Source organism: Shewanella sp. AC34-MNA-CIBAN-0136 (assembly GCF_040309945.1).
Lineage (GTDB): Bacteria > Pseudomonadota > Gammaproteobacteria > Enterobacterales > Shewanellaceae > Shewanella.
On record NZ_JBEOPJ010000008.1, the window covers coordinates 53,863 to 76,295 of the forward strand.

General features: G+C 41.4%; 22 protein-coding genes. 9 read left to right on the forward strand and 13 right to left on the reverse strand.

All coding sequences use genetic code 11. From position 1 onward, the window contains the following. Nucleotides 1-626 precede the first annotated feature (626 nt). The 8 genes from ruvX to AAEY94_RS09765 all read right to left on the reverse strand — a co-directional run bounded on the left by ruvX (nucleotide 627) and on the right by AAEY94_RS09765 (nucleotide 8,271). Complete coding sequence (gene ruvX, locus AAEY94_RS09730) at nucleotides 627-1,046, reverse strand: Holliday junction resolvase RuvX (RefSeq protein WP_059744132.1); 420 nt, start codon at nucleotides 1,044-1,046, stop codon at nucleotides 627-629. A gap of 501 nt (nucleotides 1,047-1,547) precedes the next feature. Next, nucleotides 1,548-2,108 (reverse strand): YqgE/AlgH family protein, encoded by a 561-nt coding sequence (locus AAEY94_RS09735; RefSeq protein WP_101086414.1) that lies wholly within the window; start codon nucleotides 2,106-2,108, stop codon nucleotides 1,548-1,550. 33 nt (nucleotides 2,109-2,141) lie between these two features. Continuing rightward, nucleotides 2,142-2,471 (reverse strand): stress response translation initiation inhibitor YciH, encoded by a 330-nt coding sequence (gene yciH / locus AAEY94_RS09740; protein WP_059744130.1) that lies wholly within the window; start codon nucleotides 2,469-2,471, stop codon nucleotides 2,142-2,144. Nucleotides 2,472-2,759: 288 nt separating this feature from the next. Next, entirely contained in the window at nucleotides 2,760-3,773 is a 1,014-nt protein-coding gene (gene hemH, locus AAEY94_RS09745) for a ferrochelatase (protein WP_162023652.1), read from the reverse strand. 289 nt (nucleotides 3,774-4,062) lie between these two features. Beyond that, nucleotides 4,063-4,596, reverse strand: coding sequence for a glutathione peroxidase (locus AAEY94_RS09750; protein ID WP_101086412.1), 534 nt, complete (start codon nucleotides 4,594-4,596; stop codon nucleotides 4,063-4,065). A gap of 127 nt (nucleotides 4,597-4,723) precedes the next feature. After that, nucleotides 4,724-5,827, reverse strand: a complete 1,104-nt coding sequence (locus AAEY94_RS09755; protein ID WP_162023653.1) for a putative porin — start codon at nucleotides 5,825-5,827, stop codon at nucleotides 4,724-4,726. A gap of 281 nt (nucleotides 5,828-6,108) precedes the next feature. Further along, a complete protein-coding gene (locus AAEY94_RS09760; RefSeq protein ID WP_350978652.1) occupies nucleotides 6,109-7,221 on the reverse strand; it encodes a PilT/PilU family type 4a pilus ATPase in 1,113 nt (370 codons plus the stop codon). Between the two features lie 12 nt (nucleotides 7,222-7,233). Next, complete coding sequence (locus tag AAEY94_RS09765) at nucleotides 7,234-8,271, reverse strand: type IV pilus twitching motility protein PilT (protein WP_059744125.1); 1,038 nt, start codon at nucleotides 8,269-8,271, stop codon at nucleotides 7,234-7,236. A gap of 27 nt (nucleotides 8,272-8,298) precedes the next feature. Between AAEY94_RS09765 and AAEY94_RS09770 the strand changes: the two genes are divergently transcribed. From AAEY94_RS09770 to AAEY94_RS09805, 8 genes are all read left to right on the forward strand, one after another. Beyond that, nucleotides 8,299-8,985, forward strand: coding sequence for a YggS family pyridoxal phosphate-dependent enzyme (locus AAEY94_RS09770; RefSeq protein ID WP_162023655.1), 687 nt, complete (start codon nucleotides 8,299-8,301; stop codon nucleotides 8,983-8,985). A 285-nt stretch (nucleotides 8,986-9,270) separates the two neighbouring features. Further along, a complete protein-coding gene (gene proC / locus AAEY94_RS09775; RefSeq protein ID WP_101086408.1) occupies nucleotides 9,271-10,089 on the forward strand; it encodes a pyrroline-5-carboxylate reductase in 819 nt (272 codons plus the stop codon). Nucleotides 10,090-10,324: 235 nt separating this feature from the next. Further along, the gene (locus AAEY94_RS09780; RefSeq protein ID WP_101086407.1) at nucleotides 10,325-10,873 is read left to right on the forward strand and encodes a YggT family protein; all 549 of its coding nucleotides are present in this window, start codon (nucleotides 10,325-10,327) and stop codon (nucleotides 10,871-10,873) included. Between the two features lie 20 nt (nucleotides 10,874-10,893). Then, nucleotides 10,894-11,193 (forward strand): DUF167 family protein YggU, encoded by a 300-nt coding sequence (yggU, locus tag AAEY94_RS09785; RefSeq protein ID WP_101086406.1) that lies wholly within the window; start codon nucleotides 10,894-10,896, stop codon nucleotides 11,191-11,193. Nucleotides 11,194-11,306: 113 nt separating this feature from the next. Continuing rightward, the gene (locus AAEY94_RS09790; protein ID WP_242445147.1) at nucleotides 11,307-11,705 is read left to right on the forward strand and encodes a DUF4426 domain-containing protein; all 399 of its coding nucleotides are present in this window, start codon (nucleotides 11,307-11,309) and stop codon (nucleotides 11,703-11,705) included. 408 nt (nucleotides 11,706-12,113) lie between these two features. Then, nucleotides 12,114-12,800 (forward strand): RdgB/HAM1 family non-canonical purine NTP pyrophosphatase, encoded by a 687-nt coding sequence (gene rdgB, locus AAEY94_RS09795; RefSeq protein ID WP_350978654.1) that lies wholly within the window; start codon nucleotides 12,114-12,116, stop codon nucleotides 12,798-12,800. After that, the gene (gene hemW, locus AAEY94_RS09800; protein ID WP_101086403.1) at nucleotides 12,801-13,940 is read left to right on the forward strand and encodes a radical SAM family heme chaperone HemW; all 1,140 of its coding nucleotides are present in this window, start codon (nucleotides 12,801-12,803) and stop codon (nucleotides 13,938-13,940) included. It begins immediately after the preceding gene. Between the two features lie 201 nt (nucleotides 13,941-14,141). Next, a complete protein-coding gene (locus AAEY94_RS09805) occupies nucleotides 14,142-15,998 on the forward strand; it encodes a DUF885 domain-containing protein (RefSeq protein ID WP_350978655.1) in 1,857 nt (618 codons plus the stop codon). Nucleotides 15,999-16,452: 454 nt separating this feature from the next. On the opposite strand, the gene AAEY94_RS09810 is transcribed toward AAEY94_RS09805, so the two are convergent. From AAEY94_RS09810 to trmB, 5 genes are all read right to left on the reverse strand, one after another. Further along, entirely contained in the window at nucleotides 16,453-17,394 is a 942-nt protein-coding gene (locus AAEY94_RS09810) for a LysR family transcriptional regulator (protein ID WP_101086401.1), read from the reverse strand. Between the two features lie 410 nt (nucleotides 17,395-17,804). Next, nucleotides 17,805-18,617 (reverse strand): YggN family protein, encoded by an 813-nt coding sequence (locus AAEY94_RS09815; protein WP_101086400.1) that lies wholly within the window; start codon nucleotides 18,615-18,617, stop codon nucleotides 17,805-17,807. A 474-nt stretch (nucleotides 18,618-19,091) separates the two neighbouring features. Continuing rightward, complete coding sequence (glsB, locus tag AAEY94_RS09820; RefSeq protein ID WP_101086399.1) at nucleotides 19,092-20,006, reverse strand: glutaminase B; 915 nt, start codon at nucleotides 20,004-20,006, stop codon at nucleotides 19,092-19,094. Between the two features lie 6 nt (nucleotides 20,007-20,012). Beyond that, nucleotides 20,013-20,339: a YggL family protein gene (locus tag AAEY94_RS09825; protein WP_101086398.1), complete on the reverse strand. Its 327-nt coding sequence runs from the start codon at nucleotides 20,337-20,339 to the stop codon at nucleotides 20,013-20,015. A gap of 35 nt (nucleotides 20,340-20,374) precedes the next feature. Further along, nucleotides 20,375-21,091 (reverse strand): tRNA (guanosine(46)-N7)-methyltransferase TrmB, encoded by a 717-nt coding sequence (gene trmB / locus AAEY94_RS09830; RefSeq protein WP_101086397.1) that lies wholly within the window; start codon nucleotides 21,089-21,091, stop codon nucleotides 20,375-20,377. Between the two features lie 234 nt (nucleotides 21,092-21,325). Between trmB and mutY the strand changes: the two genes are divergently transcribed. Beyond that, entirely contained in the window at nucleotides 21,326-22,399 is a 1,074-nt protein-coding gene (gene mutY, locus AAEY94_RS09835) for an A/G-specific adenine glycosylase (protein ID WP_350978658.1), read from the forward strand. Nucleotides 22,400-22,433: the final 34 nt, after the last annotated feature.

Consider the following 22,433-nt stretch of genomic DNA (forward strand, 5'->3'; position numbering starts at 1 on the left):
GCTCGTCATAGTTCTATCAGTAAGCGCAGCGTTCGCTCGTTATCGTCTGTCATCACTAAATTCGTAAGCGCAGTTCGCTTGTTATCACCCGCCATAGCTATTTCTGTTGTCGCTGTAACTCAATTAACTGATTAGGTAGATTCAGGATATGTGCCAAACGTAATAACTTTGCACCTTAATGGCACAAATAGACTTTACCCATTGATATATTTGATATTATTTTCAGAATAAAAACGATGATGTGAAAAGGTGTATTGACCAGGATAAGAAGATATGTGCAACAATGAATAAAAATTGCACCATTTTAGGGCAGAAAAAGAAGATGATGAGAGGTAACGAGCGATAGAAAGAGATGGCGAGCGATAAAAAGCGATAGAGCCTAGATGCTAGAACGCTACGCTGCTAGATTCTATAAAATCTTAGCAGCGAAGCTGTTCCTAGAAGCGCAGCGCTCTATCCGCGTAGCGGCCTAGTACTTAGAATCTAGATCACTAGAGCGCTACGCTGCTAGATGCTATAAAAGCTAAAAGACCTAGTAACTCGAACGGTACTGGAATCTGGTGACTAAATCTTAGCAGCGAAGCTGTCGCTCTATCCGCGTAGCGGCCTAGAATCTCGGCATTAAGTTAGAACTGGTTTTCGAAATAGCTTTCAATAATTAACACCGCTGACACCGCATCAATTTGACCTTTGGTTAACGCTTTAAAACCACCCAATTCAAATAAGCGGGCTTTAGCATCTGCAGTGGTTAAACGTTCGTCTTGGGTGGCAATTTTAACGCCAAAACGACCGTTAATTCGATTAGCAAATTTCCGAGCTCGTTGAGTCATCTCTTGCTCGGTGCCGTCCATATTTAACGGTAAACCGACAACAACAAGATCTGGTTGCCATTCTTTCAATAATTTATCGATATCATCCCAATTAGGGATCCCATCAACCGCTTTGATTGATAATAAAGGTGTGGCGCTAGCTGTAATGGCTTGACCTATAGCGACACCAATACTTTTAGTGCCGTAGTCGAACCCTAAAACGGTTTGTGGTTGCATGTTTATCTCTTTAATCGAGCGAGAATAATTTAATAAGGGCAAAGAGCCTACGCTTCGTACGTAGAAAGGGCAGTGACAAACGGTATCGAGCGATATCAAGCGATATCAAGCGATTACGAGCGATTACGAGCGAAAAAGCCTAAGTTCTAGAGTCATTGTGTTCGTAAGCAAGCATGCGCTTTTCATCACGTTCGGATTTCATCGTTTTAATCGCTGTTCCTGCTTATTATCACTTGTCACCGTCTATGATCTAATAACCGCTTGTGATCGCTTGTCATCGTCTGTGATCTAATAACCGCTTGTTATCGCTTGTCATCGTCTGTGCTCTAATAACCGCTTGTTATCGCTTGTCACCGTCTATGATCCAATAACCGCTTGTCATCGTCTGTGATCTAATAACCGCTTGTTATCGCTTGTCACCGTCTATGATCTAATAACCGCTTGTCATCGTCTGTGATCTTTTAACCGCTTGTTATCTCTCTACCCGCTTGTTACCTTGCTTTAAGCATGTCCGACTTGGCTCGACATTTGCCAAATATCAAACCCGAGCTGTTGGGTAGCCATTAGCCACATTTGTTCAGGCTCAACGTTAAATAATAACTCTGGTGTCGCTTTAATCGTCAACCAGGTGTTGTCGGCAATTTCTTGTTCAAGCTGGTCTTTACTCCAACCGGCATAACCTAGCGCAACAATAAAATTTTCGGGTGATTTATCAGAACCAATCGAGGCTAATATATCTCGCGAGGAGGTTAACATAGTCTCTTCGCTAATTTCAGTGCTGTTAACCCAGTGCTTTTGAGGCGTGTGTAACACAAAACCACGTTCGGGGGCGACAGGGCCGCCAATGAGCACTTGACTGTCTAAGGAGAATAAAAACTCTGGCGATAGATAGAGTTCCATTTGTTCAAGCAGATCTTCAACCTCAACACCGATTGGACGGTTAACCATTAAGCCCATGGCACCTTTTTTATCATGCTCACAAATGTATATCACCGAGCGCTCGAAAAATGTGTCATCTAACGATGGCATTGCAATTAAAAAGTGGTCTTTGAAATTATCCATATGCTATCCCCAATAGTGTTTTAGCGTTTTGTATTATCCACCCGCTAATTTCACAGTGAAATTTAACTTTTCTAATATGGATTTTATTTGTTCGCGATTGTCAGTTTGTACTTCAATGCAGAAGTCTTTCACTGTACCACCGCAGCCACATTGTTTCTTCAATTTTTGCGCAAGGTCTTTTAAGGCTTTTTCATCTAATTCGAGCCCTTTGATCACACTTACACCCTTACCTTTACGCCCTTTACTGTCTTTATGGATCCGCACTATACCGTCGCCAGTGGGTACTTCAGCTTGTGGCTTTGGCTGATCAATACGACCTTTATCAGTGCTATAAACTAATGCGATATTGGGATCTATTCTCATATTATTTCTTTAGCAGTAAAACATTATTTGAGTTTAACAAATCATAAAAGCAGAGGCGAGCAATGTAAGGCGATTAAAAGAATGATAACTGGCGGTGAAGAGCGGTGGAAAACGATAGCGAGCGATATAGCGAGGTCGAAGGATAACAAGCGGTGAAGAGCTAAAATTAACATCGGAGAAATTACATCGCTGCTAGATTATAAAGATCTTAACAGCGAAGCTTGTCATCGTCTGTTCACTTGTTACCGCTTGTTACCCTCATTTCATCGTAGTTTCTTTTCGATGAAATTATAGAAAAGGTTTTACCAGATTTGCCATCATATTGATGTGGTCGTCGTTGTCATTTAAACATTCAATGTATCTGAAGTTTTTGCCGCCGGCATCTTCAAATACGTGACGATTTTCGCCTTTGATTTCTTCTAGGGTTTCTAGGCAATCGGCGCTAAATGCTGGGCAGATGACGGCGATGTCGGTGATGCCTTTGGCTGGTAGGCTGGCGATTGTTGCGTCGGTATAAGGTTGTAACCATTTAGCCTTGCCAAAGCGAGACTGGAATGTTGCAACGTAATCGTCTTCACTTAAGCCTAATTTTTCGACCACTAAACGAGTCGTTTTCAAGCAGAAACAGTAATAGGGATCGCCTAAATGCAAATTACGCTCAGGCATACCATGGTAAGACATCACTAGTTTTTGCGGTTTACCGTGCTGATCAAAATCTTTTTGGATAGATGCTGCAAGCGCATCAATAAGATCTGGGTTGTCATGGTAGGTGTTTATAAAATGCAGTGCAGGGATATATCGCCATTTCATTAATTCTTTAGCTAAAGCATCAAATGCTGAACCCGTTGTTGGCGCAGCATACTGCGGATATAAAGGCAGAACAACTAGGTTATCTACGCCTTGTTTATGCATAGCTTGTAAGGTGCTCGACGTTGATGGCGAACCATAACGCATCGCTAAATGTACACTTGCATCGTACCCTTGCGCTTGAAGATGTTTGGCTAGTTTGGCTTGTTGACGTTGGCTGATAGCCAGTAAAGGAGAGCCCTCGTCGGTCCAGACTTGTTTGTATAAGGCTGCTGATTTAGCAGGACGAATACGTAAAATAATCCCATGAAGAATAATCATCCATATCAGCTTTGGAATTTCGACTACTCGAGGATCCGCCAAAAACTCAGCTAAATAGATGCGAACAGCTGATGCCGTAGGTGCATCTGGTGTACCTAGATTCAATAATAATACACCAGTTTTGCCACGAGCTTTGTGGCCGGTGTCTTTATCTAACCCTGAAAATCTAGCCAAAGTATCTTCTCCGTTATTGATATGGTTTTATAAATACAGCTCACTTTGGATATCTCATGAGCTTAAATCAAAATTGTATCGCATTCATTTAAAACAAAAAGAGCGCTAGGTATCGATTTTATCATCAAATTAACCCGCACTCGGCAAATATTTATTTACCCTAGCTAACTCGCTTAGGTCATTCTATTAAGCCGCTCTATTAAGTCGCTCTATCTAGTCGCTCTATCTAGTCGCTTTATTTATCCGCTTTATTTAGTCGCTAAGCTAAACGGCCCTGTTTAGCTAACGATTACAAAACTGATTCAATCGCTTTTTTCAATTCTTCGCTATCAGGTTTCACACGAGAACTGAATTGTTGTACGGTTTGGCCATCAGCGGAAACTACGTACTTATAGAAATTCCATTTAGGTTCGCCAGTTTTGTCGCCTAAGTATTTAAATACTGAGTTCGCCTCACCACCTCTAACTGGTGATGTTGCCACCATGGTAAACGTAACACCATAATTAATGAAACAAACATCGGCAGTTTTAGCTTCGTCTTTTTCTTCTTGGAAAAAATCATCTGATGGAAAGCCAATCACCACTAAACCTTTGTCGGCATATTGTTTGTGTAATGCTTCAAGTGCTTCAAACTGAGGGGTAAATCCACAATGGGATGCAGTATTAACGATTAATACGGCTTTGCCTTGGGTGAGTTCACATAAATTGACGTTTTCTGTTGAGTGTAATTTACGAGCGTCAACATTGAGATAATCAGGACAATTTGCAGCCACGGAGCCAAAACTTAATCCCAATAAGCCAATTGCCGTTAGGTATTTAATCATTGTTAGTTTGTCCTTTACTCAAAGTTTATAAGAATAGATAGAAATAGGCACCGATAAACGAATTTATCGATGCCTATTAGGTATCACAGGACTGTACGAAGTACTGCTTTTTTCAGATCATAAATGATTAGAAATAAAAACCAATATTAATATTTAAACGTGAATGCCATGATGTATCACCGTTATCGATACCAACACCTGCACCATCAACAAACCACATATTTTTACCGGCAATCCAATCTACATAAGAATAAAATTTACCTGCAGTGATGGCAACACCAGTCACATTCTGGATAGAATCATCAAGACCTTGACCCGATGCCATTACCTGACTGTAATCGTTGTAAAAATTTAAATTAGTGATTGGTCCCCAATCAACGTCAAACGATTTAGCAATGTTAACGGTAGCAACATCGGCTTCAGCAGCAATTTCAAATGGATATTGAAATGCACTCAGCGCAATACGTTCACTGTTGTCTATATCATAGTCATAATGAATATATTGTAATTGTAATTGCCATTTTTTCCAGTCAAGTTGCCAATGCGCTGCAGCGGCAAGGCCATTGGTGTCTTCACCTACTACGGTAGCTGCATCAGCCATAAAATCTAATTGACTGTATTGTAATGAACCACCTAACTTATGAGTGACTTCACCAGAAGTAAATTCACGTTCAACTCGAGCGTTGATTTGTCCTGCCTCTTCATATGGTGAATCGGCTGTTGTGGCCGCATCAAATGAGTAACGATCATAATTAGAACCGTCGCCAATTTCGTCATTAACAAAATAAGCTAAATCATAACGCCAACCATCTTGTTCATTTTTGTAATGAATACCAGCATCGTAATCATCTTCAAAACCAAGATAATAGGTTGCGCCGAACCAAAATGAATGAGCAGCATAAGGCAATAAACCAAATGGGACTTGGGTTACACCCACTTGTACTGATTGGGCGTCATCAAATTGATAACCCATGTAGGCATGATGCACTACGTCCATGTTTTCATACCAACGATACTGAGCTGAGGCGAATAAGCCATCTTTGCTCTTGTAATTAACGTCAGCACGGAACAATTCAAACTCAAGCTTGGCGTTGTCGTCGTAATCTTTCCAACCGTAGTTCACCCGAACTGCACCGCCAATATCAACTTCATCGGTGACAGGTACAGCCGATGCCGAAAGCGGGAGTAAGATTAACGAAGAAAAGACGGTGATTTTTTGCCATAACTGCATGAAACATCCTTGAAAGAACAATGTTATAAAGCGTGATAAAAATGAGTAACGTATAATGTGTTTATACGGATAAGGTTACTAAATAAAGGTTTTAATGTACTTTTGTCATCGAAATGTCCACGACAACAGGAGTAATTATAACAATGATAACGACCATGATAACAAAAAAAGGCCGTAAGATGTTACTTACGACCTCTCATAACCAATGATTCGATTGATAATCCACTCATTTATTAGCTCAAAACATCACTAATTCACTCATTTATTGGCTCAAAACATCACTAATCCATGTCGAGAGTAATGCCTTCCATTGATCCTGAAGAAGCCGCTTCATTATTTCGCAATTTAATCATTAAACGTAAATCGTTTGGCGAGTCGGCATGATGTAATGCATCGGCGTAACTAATCTCACCCTCTACATATAAATCTAGCAATGCCTGGTCAAAAGTCTGCATGCCTTGTTCGCGTGACTTACCCATGGTTTCTTTCAGTAAATGCAACTCATTTTTAGCAATCAAACTGGCCACTCGAGGGGTATTAATTAACACCTCAATGGCGGCGCGGCGCCCGGTGCCGTCTGATTTCGGAATAAGCTGTTGCGCTACAATGCCACGTAAATTTAACGACAAATCAAACAACAGTTGATTGTGCTTACTTTCCGGTACTAAATGCATAATGCGATCGAGTGCTTGGTTAGCGTTGTTTGCATGCAAGGTTGCCATGCATAAATGACCCGTTTCGGCAAATGACAACGCAAATTCCATGGTTTCTTGAGTACGGATTTCACCAATCAGAATGACATCTGGCGCTTGACGCAAAGAGCTTTTAAGCGCGGCATCAAATGAGTCGGTATCAATACCCACTTCACGCTGAGTAACAATACTTTTACGATGGTTATGCACAAACTCAACCGGGTCTTCAATGGTCAGAATATGTCCGCGAGCATGAGCATTTCGATATCCCACTAGCGCAGCCAACGAAGTCGACTTACCAGTACCGGTGCCACCCACCATAATGATAAGACCACGCTTACTCATGACCAAGTCTTTCAAAATAGGGGGTAGCTTTAGGTCATCAACTTCAGGTATTTGGGTTTCGATACGGCGCATAACACAACCGGCTGATTCGCGTTGCCAAAAGGCACTGACACGAAAACGACCTAAATCTTTGGCTGCAAATGCAAAGTTACACTCACTAGTGTCGTGAAATTCTTTCTTTTGAACGTCACTCATCAACGACTCAACAAACACTAATGATTGATCTGGTGTTAATCGATTATCGGATAGTTGACGTAGCTCTCCGTCGATTTTGGCACTGGGTGGAAAACCAGCAGTGATAAATAAATCAGACGCCTTTTTTTCCACCATCATATTTAAAAACGGACGAACATCCATGATCCCAGTTCCTTAGAAATTAGCTTGTTTATTCGAACTCTTCTGCATCGCATCTTCACGGGTAATTAACCCACGATTAACTAAGTTTTGCAGACATTGATCAAGGGTTTGCATACCGTGAGACATACCCGTTTGAATAGCTGAATACATTTGTGCGACTTTGTCTTCACGAATAAGATTTCGAATCGCTGGGGTGCCCATCATGATTTCATGAGCCGCCACTCGGCCACCACCAATTTTCTTGATCAATGTTTGTGAAATAACCGCCTGAAGCGACTCAGACAACATGGTACGAACCATGCTCTTTTCACCTTCAGGGAATACATCGACTATACGGTCAATAGTTTTGGCAGCTGAAGTGGTATGCAAGGTACCAAACACTAAGTGACCCGTTTCAGCGGCAGTCATGGCTAAACGAATGGTTTCGAGGTCGCGCATTTCACCCACAAGAATAACATCTGGATCTTCACGTAATGCACTTCTTAGTGCCGCGTTAAAGCTATGGGTATGTTTATGAACTTCACGCTGGTTGATTAAGCATTGTTTGTTCTGATGAACGAATTCGATAGGATCTTCAATGGTTAAAATATGGTCATGTCGGTTTTCATTTACATAATCGACCATCGCAGCCAATGTGGTTGATTTACCCGAACCAGTAGGCCCGGTTACTAATACTAAGCCACGTGGGAAACTGGCAATTTTCTTAAAAATTTCTGGCGCGCCAAGTTGCTCAAGCGACAAAATGTCAGACGGAATGGTACGGAATACCGCGCCAGCGCCACGCGACTGATTAAAGGCGTTAACACGAAAACGCGCTAGATTAGGCACTTCGAATGAAAAATCGATTTCTAGATGTTCTTCATAGTCTTTACGTTGTTTATCATTCATGATGTCATAGACAAGACTATGAACGCCTTGATGATCTAACGCAGGTAAATTAATTTTTCTTACCTCACCGTCAACGCGGATCATAGGAGAAACGCCTGCTGAAAGATGTAGATCTGATGCTTTGTGTTTTACACTAAAGGCGAGTAATTCAGTGATTTCCATTGTAGAGACATCCATTTAACCAACATTATGACAACAATAGCAGACAGAATATCAATCGCCCAGAGTAGAATTAGTCAAGCGGCGCAAAAGTGTTCACGTTCATCGGCCGAAATAAGCCTATTAGCAGTGAGTAAAACCAAACCGATCAGTGACATCATTGCCGCTTATCAAGCGGGGCAACGTCTATTTGGTGAAAACTATGTCCAAGAAGGCGAAACTAAAATTACTGCCTTGCAGGCTGATTACCCAGATATCGAGTGGCATTTTATTGGCCCGTTGCAATCGAATAAAAGCAAAATTGTTGCCGAACATTTTGATTGGATGCATACCTTAAGTCGTGCCAAAATTGCTCAACGTTTGCATGAGCAACGTCCAAATAACAAGCCGCCATTAAACGTGTGCATTCAAGTCAATATAAGCCAGGAACAATCTAAGTCGGGCGTTAACCCTGAAGATGTCGCCACGTTAGCACTTACTATCGCCTCCTTAAGCAACCTTAAGCTGCGCGGATTAATGGCTATCCCAACCGCGACTGATGACGTACAACTTCAACAACAAGAATTTAGCCAATTAAAGCAACTTTTTGACCAACTTAAGCTGCAATATCCAAGCGTCGACACCTTATCAATGGGTATGAGCGGCGACATGGACATCGCCATCGCCAACGGATCAACCATGGTACGCATTGGCAGTGCGATCTTTGGTGAAAGATAATCAAAAGAACGATGATGATCGGTGACAAGCGGTAGCAAGCGGTAGCAAGCGATAGCAAGCGATAGCAAGCGATAGCAAGCGGTAGCAAGCGGTGACAAGCAAAAAGCGCAGCGTTATCTCGTTATCGCCCTATATCGTTGGTCATCGCTTGTTATCATCTTTATCCCTCTTCACCGCTTGTTATCGCTTGTCGTCTGTTTTACCGACCGTAGCGTCCTAGGGCTGAATTAGGTAACATACACTGCAGTTGGACATAAATTCACTCTTTAATTGGATACAGACTTAATGACTCAAGCAAAAGTATGTTTTATCGGTGCGGGCAATATGACTCGTAGCATTATTAGTGGCTTAGTTAAGCATGGCTATCCTAGTGACCTTATTCATGCAACCAATCCAAGCAAGGGTAAATTGGATGCGTTGCAGCACGATTTTGCGATTCAAGTTTCCCACGATAATCATGCAGCTGCACAAACTGCCGATGTCATCGTGTTAAGCGTAAAACCTCAATTAATGGCAACGGTTTGTGAAGACTTAAGTTCACTGGATTTAGCCAATAAGTTAATCATCACTATCGCTGCAGGTATTCCAGCATCTCGTTATCAAGTCTACTTTAAGCAACCTATTAAACTTATTCGCACCATGCCTAATACTCCGACTCAAATTGGCTATGGTATGACAGGTATTTATGCTGATAACAGTATTTCTGCCGAGCACAAAGGGATTTGTGAAACTTTAATGCAAAGCGGCGGTAAAGTGGTTTGGGTTGATAAAGAAGCGGAATTAGATCAAGTGATAGCCCTTGCAGGCAGCTCTCCTGCTTATTTTTTCTTGTTTATCGAGTCTATGATCGCCTCTGGCGTCAACATGGGTATGGCTGAAGACAAAGCAAGACTCCTTGCTGAGCAAGCTGCCTTGGGTGCTGCGCAGATGGTGATACAAAATCAACAGTTATCAGTAACCGAACTGCGTCAAAATGTTATGTCAAAAGGCGGTACTACGGCTAGAGCTGTAGAAACATTCCAACAAGGCGGTTTAGTCGAATTGGTCGATAAAGCCATGACAAACTGCGTTGCTAGAGCCCAAGAAATGGCTAAAACATTCTAACGTTATGAGATGAACGATTATTTAACTTACGGTTAACCTCTTTGGTGTAAAATAGTTGCGTAAAACTAAGCTTATAAACACCAAATCTGAGTGATAATCCGTTATATTGTTAACTCAGTTAGTCGTACAGTTAAATATTGACGCAGTTAATTTCAGTGCTAATTCACACTCTAATCTGCGCTCTAATGTAAGTACAAGATTAAGCACTAAATCACATCAACGTAAGGCAACATACATGAATGCAATGAGTTTTTTAGTCAACACTCTGTTTGACTTATACCTAATGATCGTCATTCTTCGTTTTTGGCTACAGCTTGCAAGAGCGGATTTTTATAATCCATTTAGCCAATTTGTGGTTAAAGCGACACAACCGATTATCGCACCAATGCGTCGACTATTACCGTCTGTAGGACGTTTTGATACTTCATCAATGGTACTGGCACTGATTGTCGTGTTGGTCAAAATGTTAGTGCTTACTTTCATTGCAGGGGCAACTGTAGATATTGTTACCTTGTTATTATTCTCAGTGATCTCTGTCGTAAAACAAGCTGGCGTGTTACTTTTTTGGATGTTACTTATCCGCGCAGTATTGAGTTGGTTCAACCAAGGTTATAACCCAATTGTGATGGTGATGACCCAATTAACAGAACCTATTTTAGCGCCAGTACGCAAAGTGCTACCCGCTATTGGTGGCTTAGATCTATCTGTATTAGTGGTATTTATTGCGATGAATTTCATTAATATGTTGTGTGCGCAATATATCCCGTTTTGGTCAATTATTTAGATGTCGAACAAATCTAACTAATGAATCCAGTCAGCTATATTAACGATGAGCAGCAAGGTGACTTGCTGCTTTTTGTGTATGTACAACCCAAAGCCAGCCGCGATCAAATTGTCGGTTTGCATGGTAACGAATTAAAAATAGCTATCACAGCGCCACCGATTGACGGTAAAGCAAATGCTTATCTGTCTAAATACCTTGCAAAAGCCTGTAAAGTGGCTAAAAGTCAGGTTCATATCCTTAAGGGTGAACAAGGTCGTCATAAGCAAATTAAAATATGCCAACCGCAGATTATTCCGCCTGAAATAGCCGCCCTTTTGTGACTGTTTCTCCTATAATAACGTTATAGCTCATGCCCGCTAAGGACTAAATTATGTTCCAATCATTGCGTTTATGTCGCCCATTATTACAAATATTATTGTTGTCACTGATAACAATGACCAGTATCGGCTACGCTCAAGCAGAACAAAAACAACAAGTTGGTAATTTTGATATTCATTACATGGCGCTTAGTAGCACCTTTATTACCCCAGAAATAGCAAAAACCTACGGAATAGAACGCAGTAGTTACAATGGATTGGTGAACATTACCGTGCTCAATACGAATCTAGAAGGACACCCAGCTGTCCCAGTTGAAATATCAGGAATCGCCAATAACTTAATTGATGCCCGCGTAACTCTGGATTTTAAAGAAATTCGCGAAGGGAAATCCATCTATTACATCGCAGAAGTGCCTTATCGTGATGATCAAGATGTCAATTTCACAATTGCCATTAAGCACGGCAACCAGCTAAACACCTCATTGAAATTCAAACAAAAATTCTATGTAGATTAAATCATCGATAAAAAGCCTAGAGCGCTGCGCTGCTAGGACGCTTCGCGGCTAGATCCTATAAAATCAACAGCCTAGTCGCCCAGCGACTCAATCTTAGCAGTGACGAAGTCACGTCCTAGAAGCGAAGCGCACTATCCGCGTAGCGGCCTAGGATCTTAGCACCAAAGCTGTCCTTAGCAGTGACGAAGTCACGTACTAGAAGCGCAGCGCACTATCCGCGTAGCGGCCTAGGATCTTAGCAGCGAAGCTGTCCTTAGCAGTGACGAAGTCATGCTCTAGAAGCGAAGCGCACTATCCGCGTAGCGGCATAGGATCTTAGCAGCGAAGCTGTCCTTAGCAGTGACGAAGTCACGTCCTAGAAGCGAAGCGCACTATCCGCGTAGCGGCCTAGGGGGTAGTTAGAGTATAATGACGGCAAATTTACCCTCATCTAAAAAACTTATGCATACCTTAGTCAAACAACAAATTGTTCTTGCCAGTGGCAACAAAGGCAAACTTGCCGAATTTGATCAAATGCTGACAGCATTTAATATTGAAGTATTACCACAGAATCAATTTAACGTGACAGAGGTTGCAGAGACAGGCACGACATTTGTAGAGAACGCCATCATTAAAGCTCGCCATGCCGCAGAAATAACCGGTAAAGCTGCAATTGCAGATGACTCAGGTATTGAAGTTGATGTGCTACAAGGTCAACCAGGGATTTACTCTGCCCGTTATTCAGGAGCCAATGCAACTGAAACCAGCAACTACCTCAAGCTACTTGATGCATTGCAAGGCGAAACTCTTCGAAGTGCCCGTTTCCAATGTGTACTGGTTTATATGCGTCATGCAAAAGATCCTACACCTATTATTTGCCAGGCTTCATGGGAAGGGACAATCAACCATGCTCCACAAGGCGAGCAAGGCCATGGTTATGATCCCGTATTTATTCCGCAAGGTTTTGAGTGCTCGGCAGCAGAGCTAACTCGTGAACAGAAAAATGCCCATAGCCATCGAGGCAAAGCACTTGAGTTATTAGTGAGTGCCATGAAAGCTCAAGGTATCATTTTATCGAACAGTACATCGAACAATACTTCTGGCGGCCACCAATAAATGATATTGCAATTACCCCCACTTAGCTTGTATATCCATATTCCTTGGTGCGTGCAAAAATGCCCTTATTGCGATTTTAACTCCCACGGCCAAAACGGTGAGTTACCACAGCAACAATATGTCGATGCATTATTAGAAGATTTAAAACAAGACTTAGCGTATGTTCAAGGTCGAAAGGTGCATACCATTTTTATCGGCGGTGGCACGCCATCGTTATTTGATGCTAGCCAAATTCAACGCATACTTGAAGGCGCGCAAGCGTTAATCCCTTTTGAAGATAATATTGAAATCACCATGGAAGCCAATCCTGGCACATTAGAGCACGATGACTTTAGTGCTTACCGCGCAGCGGGTGTCACGCGCTTATCTATTGGAGTGCAAAGTTTCTCAAAAGAAAAACTTAATCTGCTAGGACGTATCCACAATGAAGATGAAGCTAAAGTGGCGGCTGAAAAAGCCAAACAAGCAGATTATTTAAGTTTTAATCTCGACTTAATGCACGGTTTACCGAACCAAAGCTTTGACGAGGCCATGCACGATATCGACACGGCAACGGCTTTAGCTCCACCGCATCTTTCTTGGTATCAACTCACCATTGAACCCAACACCTTGTTTCATTCAAAACCGCCACAATTACCAGACGATGAAAACCTGTGGCAAATATACGAGCAAGGTCAGCAGCGCTTAGCGGCATTAGGTTATGAGCAATACGAAATATCAGCCTATGCAAAACCTGGATTCCAATGTCGCCATAATCTTAATTATTGGCAATTTGGCGATTACCTTGGCATCGGTTGCGGCGCCCACGGTAAAATCACCCTACCCGGCTCAAATCGGATTGTACGTACCGTAAAAATAAAGCACCCTAAAGGCTACCTAGCTGCAGATAAATATACCTTTGAAACCACAGATGTCGTTGAAGAAGACCGCCCATTAGAATACTTAATGAACCGTCTAAGGTTGATGACTCCAATCCCTAAAACTGAATTTGAGCAGCGTACAGGCCAATCAGCTGAGGTAGTAAAACAAGGAATGCAAAAATCAATTGAACGGGGATTATTGACAGAAACCACAACGCATTGGCAATTGACGTCTAAAGGCCACATGTTTGTAAATGATTTGCTGTCTCAGTTTATTTAATTTACCAGTCGATTGAATAAAATAATATGACTCGCGGTTTTCTTTTTAAACCGTTAACTGCGAGTCAATAATCAAAAATCTGCTTCTAGCGCCACAATTTACTTACCTTAAATACACACTTTCTAACATTTCTATTCACACATTTAGGCAAAGCTTGATTAGGATATGCGCTTATAACTTAGGTACTTTGGGAAGATATCAATGTCTATTAAAACTAAAACAACTCTCGTTGCTGTCGCGTTATCAAGCTTATTAAGCGCATCAGCCATTGCGAACTTGCACAACATGCCGCAATTGAGCCAACAAGAAAGTACAGCGACATCAAGCCAACAAACTGAATCAGAAAAAGCCAACGTATTGTTTGAAGCCATTTTTATGGAAAATGTGATGGCAAATCCGATTAACCAAACTTACCTGGGCATCAAACAAGATTACGGCAAGTGGAATGACTTGTCTGATGCTGCTGCAGATGCTGATTTAGCCCGCAGTAAACAACAACTAATAAGATTAACTCGCCTTGATGCCAATAAATTAAATGAACAAGCTGCGCTCAGTTATGAACTGTTGAAGGCCAGCTTAGAGCACAGTATTAGCGACGATAAATGGCGTTATCACACCTATCCGATTAACCAAATGTATGGCGTCCATTCTGTGGTGGCTTCATTATTGATTAACCAACATCAAATAACCGATGAAAGTGATGCTAAAGCTTATATTAGTCGTTTGAACGGCATACCAACACTACTGGCACAATTAGAAACCTCATTAGAAATTCGCGCTAAAAAGCATATTATCGCGCCAAAATTTGTTTTCCCATATGTAATTTCCGATAGTAAAAACATTATCACTGGCGCCCCATTTACAGATACAGGAAAAGACAGCGCGTTATGGGCTGACGCGAACCGTAAGATAAATAAACTCGATATAACCGATGGCAATAAACAAGCCTTATTAGTCGAAGTAAAACAGGCTCTGCTTACTAAGGTAAAACCTGCCTATGAGCAGTTAATCACCTATACCAAGTCACTTGAAGCTCGAGCCGATACTCAAGATGGAGCTTGGAAACTGCCTGATGGAGAAGCGTTTTACAATAACGCCCTCGCCCGCACCACTACAACCGATATGACCGCAGACACTATCCATGATCTTGGCTTATCTGAAGTTAAGCGTATTCATGATGAAATGCGGGTCATTATGAAAAAGGTACACTTTGCCGCTAGCTTACAAGAGTTTTTTGTGTTCATGCGCGATGATAAGCAATTTTATTACCCAGAAACTGATGAAGGCAAAACGGCATATCTCGCCCAAGCAAAATCGTTGATCGATACTATGGAGTCTCGTTTAGACGAAGTGTTCACGATTAAGCCTAAAGCCGAATTAGTAGTACGAAAGGTAGAAGCGTTTAGAGAAAAGTCAGCAGGTAAAGCATTTTACGACCAACCTGCACCAGATGGTTCTCGCCCAGGAAGCTATTACGCTAATTTATACAAAATGGAAGCGATGCCAAAGTATCAAATGGAAGCACTTGCTTACCATGAAGGCATTCCAGGGCATCACATGCAAATTGCTATTGCACAAGAACTGCAAGGTATTCCAAAATTCCGTAAATTTGGTGGTTACACGGCTTATATTGAAGGTTGGGGACTTTACTCAGAATATTTCCCGAAGGAAATGGGCTTATATGCCGACCCATACTCTGACTTTGGTCGTTTATCGATGGAGCTATGGCGCGCATGCCGTTTAGTGGTTGATACTGGGATACACGCTAAAAAGTGGACTCGTGAGCAGGCTATTGCCTATTACGTTGAGAATACTCCAAACGCTGAGTCTGATGCGATAAAAATGGTCGAACGCCATATTGTTATGCCATCACAAGCTACTGCGTATAAAGTTGGTATGATTAAAATATTACAACTACGTGAGCAGGCTAAAAAGGCGCTAGGAGCCAAGTTTGATATTCGCGAATTTCATACTGTAATCCTTAAAAGTGGACCATTGCCATTAGACATACTTGAAGAGCAAGTAAATAAGTGGATTAAGCAGGTTCAATCGCTGTAATTTTAAATCATTAATCCACTCGAAACATAAAACGGCAACCTGAGGTTGCCGTTTTGCTTTATCAATTTCCACAAAAAAATAACCCCAGAACAAAGTCTGGGGTAAACCAAATAAATTAGGATGATGGTTTTAAGGTTGGCATTATTTTAGTTCGAAAACCATTGCCAACACTGACTCAAAATTTGCTACCTTGCCGATTTGTACATCTCACTGAAAAGGGGTCATTTCTCAGAAAAACGTAGGGTTCAAATCATTTCGAATCAACTGAGTACTATTGTATTGATATCAGAACAGAGTTCAACTAGTTAACAAATGTAAATTGCTAAACCCTTGATTAGTAACTTACTAATAAACTAATCAATCAACACCTTAAGCACTTTAAAATCAGCCACTTAATACAAAGCCGCAAGGTAAGTTGCGGCTTTGTTCTAAATTTGAAATAATGTTTCCACTTTTACTTACGAAGTTTATACAAATGATCGAACTTAGCATCCCAATAAGGTGGGCTGCTGATGTGCGTTTTAATAAAATCAATGAACGCACTGACTTTTGGAGCTAGATGTTTACGACGAGGATACACAGCTTGTAATGGAAGATTGTGAGTCAACTGCCAATCAGGTAACAAAGGAATCAATGTCCCTTGAGCGATTTCATCTTCCATTAAGTAACTGGCTAAATAGACAATGCCTAAACCACTTACTGCGGCCGATTTCAATGCTGGCGCATTATCGACACGAAAATTGCCTGATACACCTATTTCGCAATAATCTTCACCCTTTTTAAATTGCCACATGCTGTGCTCATGCCACTCGCCTTGATACACCAAACAATTGTGTTCAACCAATTGCTCTGGGCGGCTAATGTTACCATGTTGGGCAATATAACCCGGTGATGCGACTAACAAGAACTGACATTTCATTAACGGTCTTGCCACCATACCCAGCGGCAATTGCTCAGACATGGTTAACAATAGGTCTAAGCCTTCACTGACAACATCGACTTTATGATCAAGTAAGCTCACTTGTAGTTCAAGCTCTGGATGCCTTGCCATAAATGCTGGTAAAGCTGGAATAATGTGCATGGTGCCAAATGATTGTGATATCCCAACTTTTAATACACCACGAGTTGCATCATTTAAGTTGTGAACACTTGAAACGGCCTGCTCTGCATCACGAAGGAGTTCTTCACCTTGTAGATACAATAAATTACCGGCTTCAGTAAGGCTTAAACTGCGGGTTGTGCGCTGAATAAGTTGCACACCAAGTTTATGTTCAAGATCTGCAACTTGAGTACTTACTTTAGATTTAGAAATGCCAAGACGTCTGGCTGCAGCACTAAAACTTCCTGCACGTGCAACATGAGTAAAAATTGCGATAGGTTCTAACAGTTCTAACATGAAAGTCGCCTTAAGCTGGTTACGACATTAATAAAAATTTCAGATATCTGTTAGCCATTGCTGGTAACTAAACCTTGCTTAGCATCAATATCGACACTCAGATATTATGATTGTTGCTGCCAAATGAGCATCAAAACAAACTAATATCTTTAATCAACACTAACAAATGAAGATTCTGAAATATAACCACATCTAAAGTAGAGTGTAATTTTGTAATAATTCTCACGAGTATAACAAAAAAAGCCTCTATGGCTCTATATTTATAATTGACAATTTTTTTATCAGAACAAAGCAACACGAGCTATAGCGGTAAAGCAGCTAGAATTGGCCCCAAAAAAAAGCCCCTGTGTCTTCAAAAAGAGCACAGGGGAAGGTCAGGTGTCCGGGAAGACAGGTTGAACAAAATAAATTTACTCTTTTAGCTCGCCTAGCTTGGCCAATGTATAAGGTGCAAGTTCTGGTATGGATTTACGCACTTGGCTTTCTAACACTAATAATCCTTCAAAATTATCACAAATTTTATCAGCTCGTTGTTCAAGGCCTTGTGATTGCGACTCAAGTTGTTGCTCGATGTCTTTACCGACATTGTCCATTTTTTGTGAAAAGGTATTCATTTTTTCTTCAAATGAACCGCCTTCAGAAGACATGATCTGGCTACCTAATGTCATCATTAATGAACCCATTGAGTTGGTGACCATTTGTTCTATCTCTTGTTCAAACTCTTCATTAAATGCATGTTCAATTGAAGAGTCTGTTGAACCTAAATAAAACTTATCGCCTTGCTGATACGCCATGGTGTCAATGCGTGTTTGAATCCCTGTCATTAGCTTATCAATTTGGCTACCAGTGGCGTCGCCAAATATTGGGGTTAATGCCATATTGACTGCTTGAGATGCCATTACGACAACATCACCAACCAAATCAATTACCTCAGGTACTTGACGAGATAGCTCATCAGAATATTGAGTGAGTAGCGTTTGTTGTTTAGCGGTTAAGGTGACTTTTTTACCGTCTACATATAGTTGATCGAGTTCAACGCGATATTTCTCGGATCCATTATCACTAATCTGCAATTTTTTTGGTTCAACAGTAACGTCATAGTTTAATGTCACATTGCACTTTTCATCATTAATGGACATTTTTGCCATGGCGGGAGTTAGCGCCCCTACTGTGAATAACATGCTGGTTAACGCTACACTACAAATCAACTTCTGTTTGGTCATGATAAAAATCCTTTTGCTATACATATATCAATAATTAGCTCGTATATGAGCTTTATAAAGCACAAGCTATGCCAATAGTTATAACTACATGACTTTTAATAGATTAATGATAAAATAAGACAATATATAAGCTAATGAATATACAATAGCGGAAGTGTATTCGTAAAATAAACCAATAAATAGTCTATTTTACCAATCTTAATAATAATTAATCTATCTAGGGCCAGCTGAGCTTCAGGATGAATTTTACTGCAGTTTGTATTTTGCTAGACAAGTAAGCGTATACGACGTGTGGTTGTTCTAGATAAGTAAGCAATAACCTATGCGAAAAGAAGCCACTAAAACTGCCCAAGTGGGTAGTAAAATGACTTTTAAACGTTTTGAGTCAATATTATAGATTCAGATTTGATATACAAAGAGTGAGTACGTTAAGGTCGAACAACGTTAACCGCGAAAGATTAGCCCTTGTATAAACTAAAAAATTGAACGGCCTAACTGTTGGCTTAAATGTTCTAACATGGCTGTGCCCGCAAGCGAGTTACCATTATTGTCTAGCTCAGGTGACCACACACAAATAGACATATCACCAGGAATAACCGCAATAATGCCGCCCCCCACGCCACTTTTACCCGGCATACCTACTCGATAAGCAAACTCTCCTGCGCCATCGTATAATCCAGATGTCGCCAGTAATGCATTGAGTTGCCGAGTTTGCACCGGCGAAACTAAGCTGTCACCATCGAGTGTCTTACCGCGATTGGCCAAATAGAACATCGCGCGGGACAAATCAGCGCAATTCATTCTTAATGCACAATAATGAAAATAGCTTTTAAGTACGGTATTGACGTCGCCTTCAAAATTACCAAATGACTTCATTAAATAGGCAATAGATGCATTACGTGCACTAAACTGGAACTCAGAATCCGCCACAACTTTATCGTAGGCTAACGTCGGGTTCTGGCTCAATTGACGCACAACCTCAAGCATACGATGCTTAGGCGCCCCTAAACGGGCTTGCAACAAGTCAGCAATAACTAGCGCACCGGCATTAATAAAAGGGTTGCGAGGTTTACCGCGTTCTAATTCGACCTGTACCAGCGAGTTAAATGAATGCCCTGAGGGTTCTTTACCCACACGACTCCAAATTTCATCTTCGGTATATAAATTAAGTGCCTGAGTAAGGCTAAAGACTTTAGAAATACTTTGAATTGAAAAAGGCTCAAGGTAATCACCGGCACCAATTGTTTGGCCATCAAGGGTAGTAACGGCAATCCCTATTTTGTTAGGGTCAACGCAGGCAAGCGCAGGAATATATCCTGCAACCTTGCCTTTACCCAATAGCGATCTTACTTTATCGACGGCTTGTTGAAGTAATAATTGCTCAGGCAATTTAGCTTAACCCCACCAGATATCGTACAAATCACTCACTTCGAGGTTAGAAACTGGCTTGTCTTTCCAGAACGCATTCACTGCTGCGGTATCTTCATCAGTACATTTACCGATAGCTTGGGTAGCAATAATACCTTCCCATTGCTTGTGTCCACCACCGTGGAAACCTAATTGACGAGGTTCAATGACCTCAACAAGAAATTGATCAACTAAGTTATCAATATCTTCTTCAGATACAGACTCATCAAAAGTCCAGTTGATTTCAAAGCCTAATTCTTGAAACTCATCAACTCGTAATTTTTTACGTAAACGACGACTACGATTTTGCGCCATGGTGTATTCTCCGATTGCTGAAAGTGTAGTTGTGATTAAGCAGTACGCTCAAACATGATATCCCATACGCCGTGACCGAGTCTGTGGCCTCTTGCTTCAAACTTGGTAAGCGGACGATGCTCTGGACGTTCGACAACTGTACCAGTTGTTGATTGATTTTTATAACCTTCTGCTGCATTCATTATTTCTAACATATGCTCGCTGTAATTTTCCCAATCGGTTGCCATATGAAATACACCACCAATTTTAAGCTTACGGCGGATAAGTTGTACAAATTCAGCTTGTACAATCCGGCGCTTATGATGACGTTTTTTATGCCATGGGTCAGGGAAAAACAATTGTACGCGCTCAAGTGAACCATCAACAATGCTGTGCTCTAGCACTTCCATTGCATCATGATGATATACACGTAAGTTAGTCACTTCAGCTGCACCGGCATCAGAAAGACACGTACCAATACCAGGTTTATGAACTTCTATGCCAATAAAGTTTTGCTCTGGGGCAGCTTTTGCCATTTGGACTAATGATGCCCCCATACCAAAACCGATTTCTAACACGGTATCTGCATCGCGACCAAACACTTGAGTTAACTCCAATGCTTGTGGAGTATAATCAAGTCCCATTGCTGGCCAATGTGCTTCAATTGCTTGAGATTGGCCTTTGGTTAAACGGCCTTCGCGTAAAACAAAACTTCTGATTTTACGAATATACTTACCGTCTTCGTTAAATTCAGCTGTGGTAACGTCGCTCATCTTTGCCTCATTGTCTGCGTACTTTGTTGTGCTGTGTTACTAAATGTCTAACCGTTAGGCTGCCACTCTTTATCAACACATTACGCATTTGCTATCTGTGATAGATCAATTTTAAAATCAGTTGGGCATTATACCTAAACTCATTGCACATGTTTACGCTAATTTAGTGCAAACGTGTGATTTAAAATAGCAGTGCCACTTGTGTAATAAAATGGCTATGGCTACACTGCGCCCATGAAAAATCTGACTCCATTTTCTGAGCGTATCATCGCTTGGTATGACCTACATGGTCGTAAATCACTGCCTTGGCAGATCAATAAAACGCCTTACCGTGTTTGGGTGTCGGAGATCATGCTCCAGCAAACCCAAGTCGCGACGGTTATTCCCTATTATGAAAAATTTATGGCGCGTTTCCCCAGCGTGGTAGATCTTGCTAATGCTCATCAAGATGAGGTGCTGCATTTGTGGACTGGCCTAGGTTATTACGCCAGAGCACGCAATTTACATAAAGCAGCCCAACATATTCGTGATGCTTTTAATGGCGAGTTTCCTACTCAGTTTGATGATGTGCTCGCGTTATCTGGAATCGGTAAATCAACTGCGGGTGCTGTGTTATCGTTGTCGCTCGGGCAACACCACCCTATTTTAGACGGTAATGTAAAGCGCGTATTAGCCAGACATGGTGCTATTGAAGGTTGGCCAGGACAAAAAAACGTTGAACAACAATTGTGGCAATTAACCGATACGTTCACACCTGCCAAAAACGTTGAAAAGTTTAACCAGGCAATGATGGATATTGGTTCAAGTGTTTGCACTCGCAGTAAACCTAATTGCGCAGCCTGCCCTGTAGCAATTGATTGTGTGGCTCAACAGACGGGTCATCAAAGTCTATATCCCGGTAAAAAACCTAAGAAAGTGACACCAGAAAAATCAGCTTTTATGCTGGTATTAGTCGACAACAGCGGAGATTCTGTAAAAGTTCAGCTTATCCAACGCCCACCTGCAGGTATTTGGGGGGGGTTATGGTGTTTTCCGCAATTTGAACAGCAAGCAGAATTAGAAGATTATTTAACGCTGCATAATTTGACAGAGTCAGAACAAGGGCTTGCAGGGTTTAGGCATACATTCAGTCATTTCCATCTTGATATTCAACCAGTATTAGTTGAACTATCTGTCGATCAAGCAACAGGCATCATGGAACAAACCTCGGCTCTCTGGTATAACATAGAGCAACCTGCGAAAGTCGGGTTGGCAGCCGCCACAGAACGTATTTTGGCTAATTTAGCCGTACTTTTCGCGACATATTAGTTTTTAGTGTAATTAAAGTTAGTAAGGAATCATC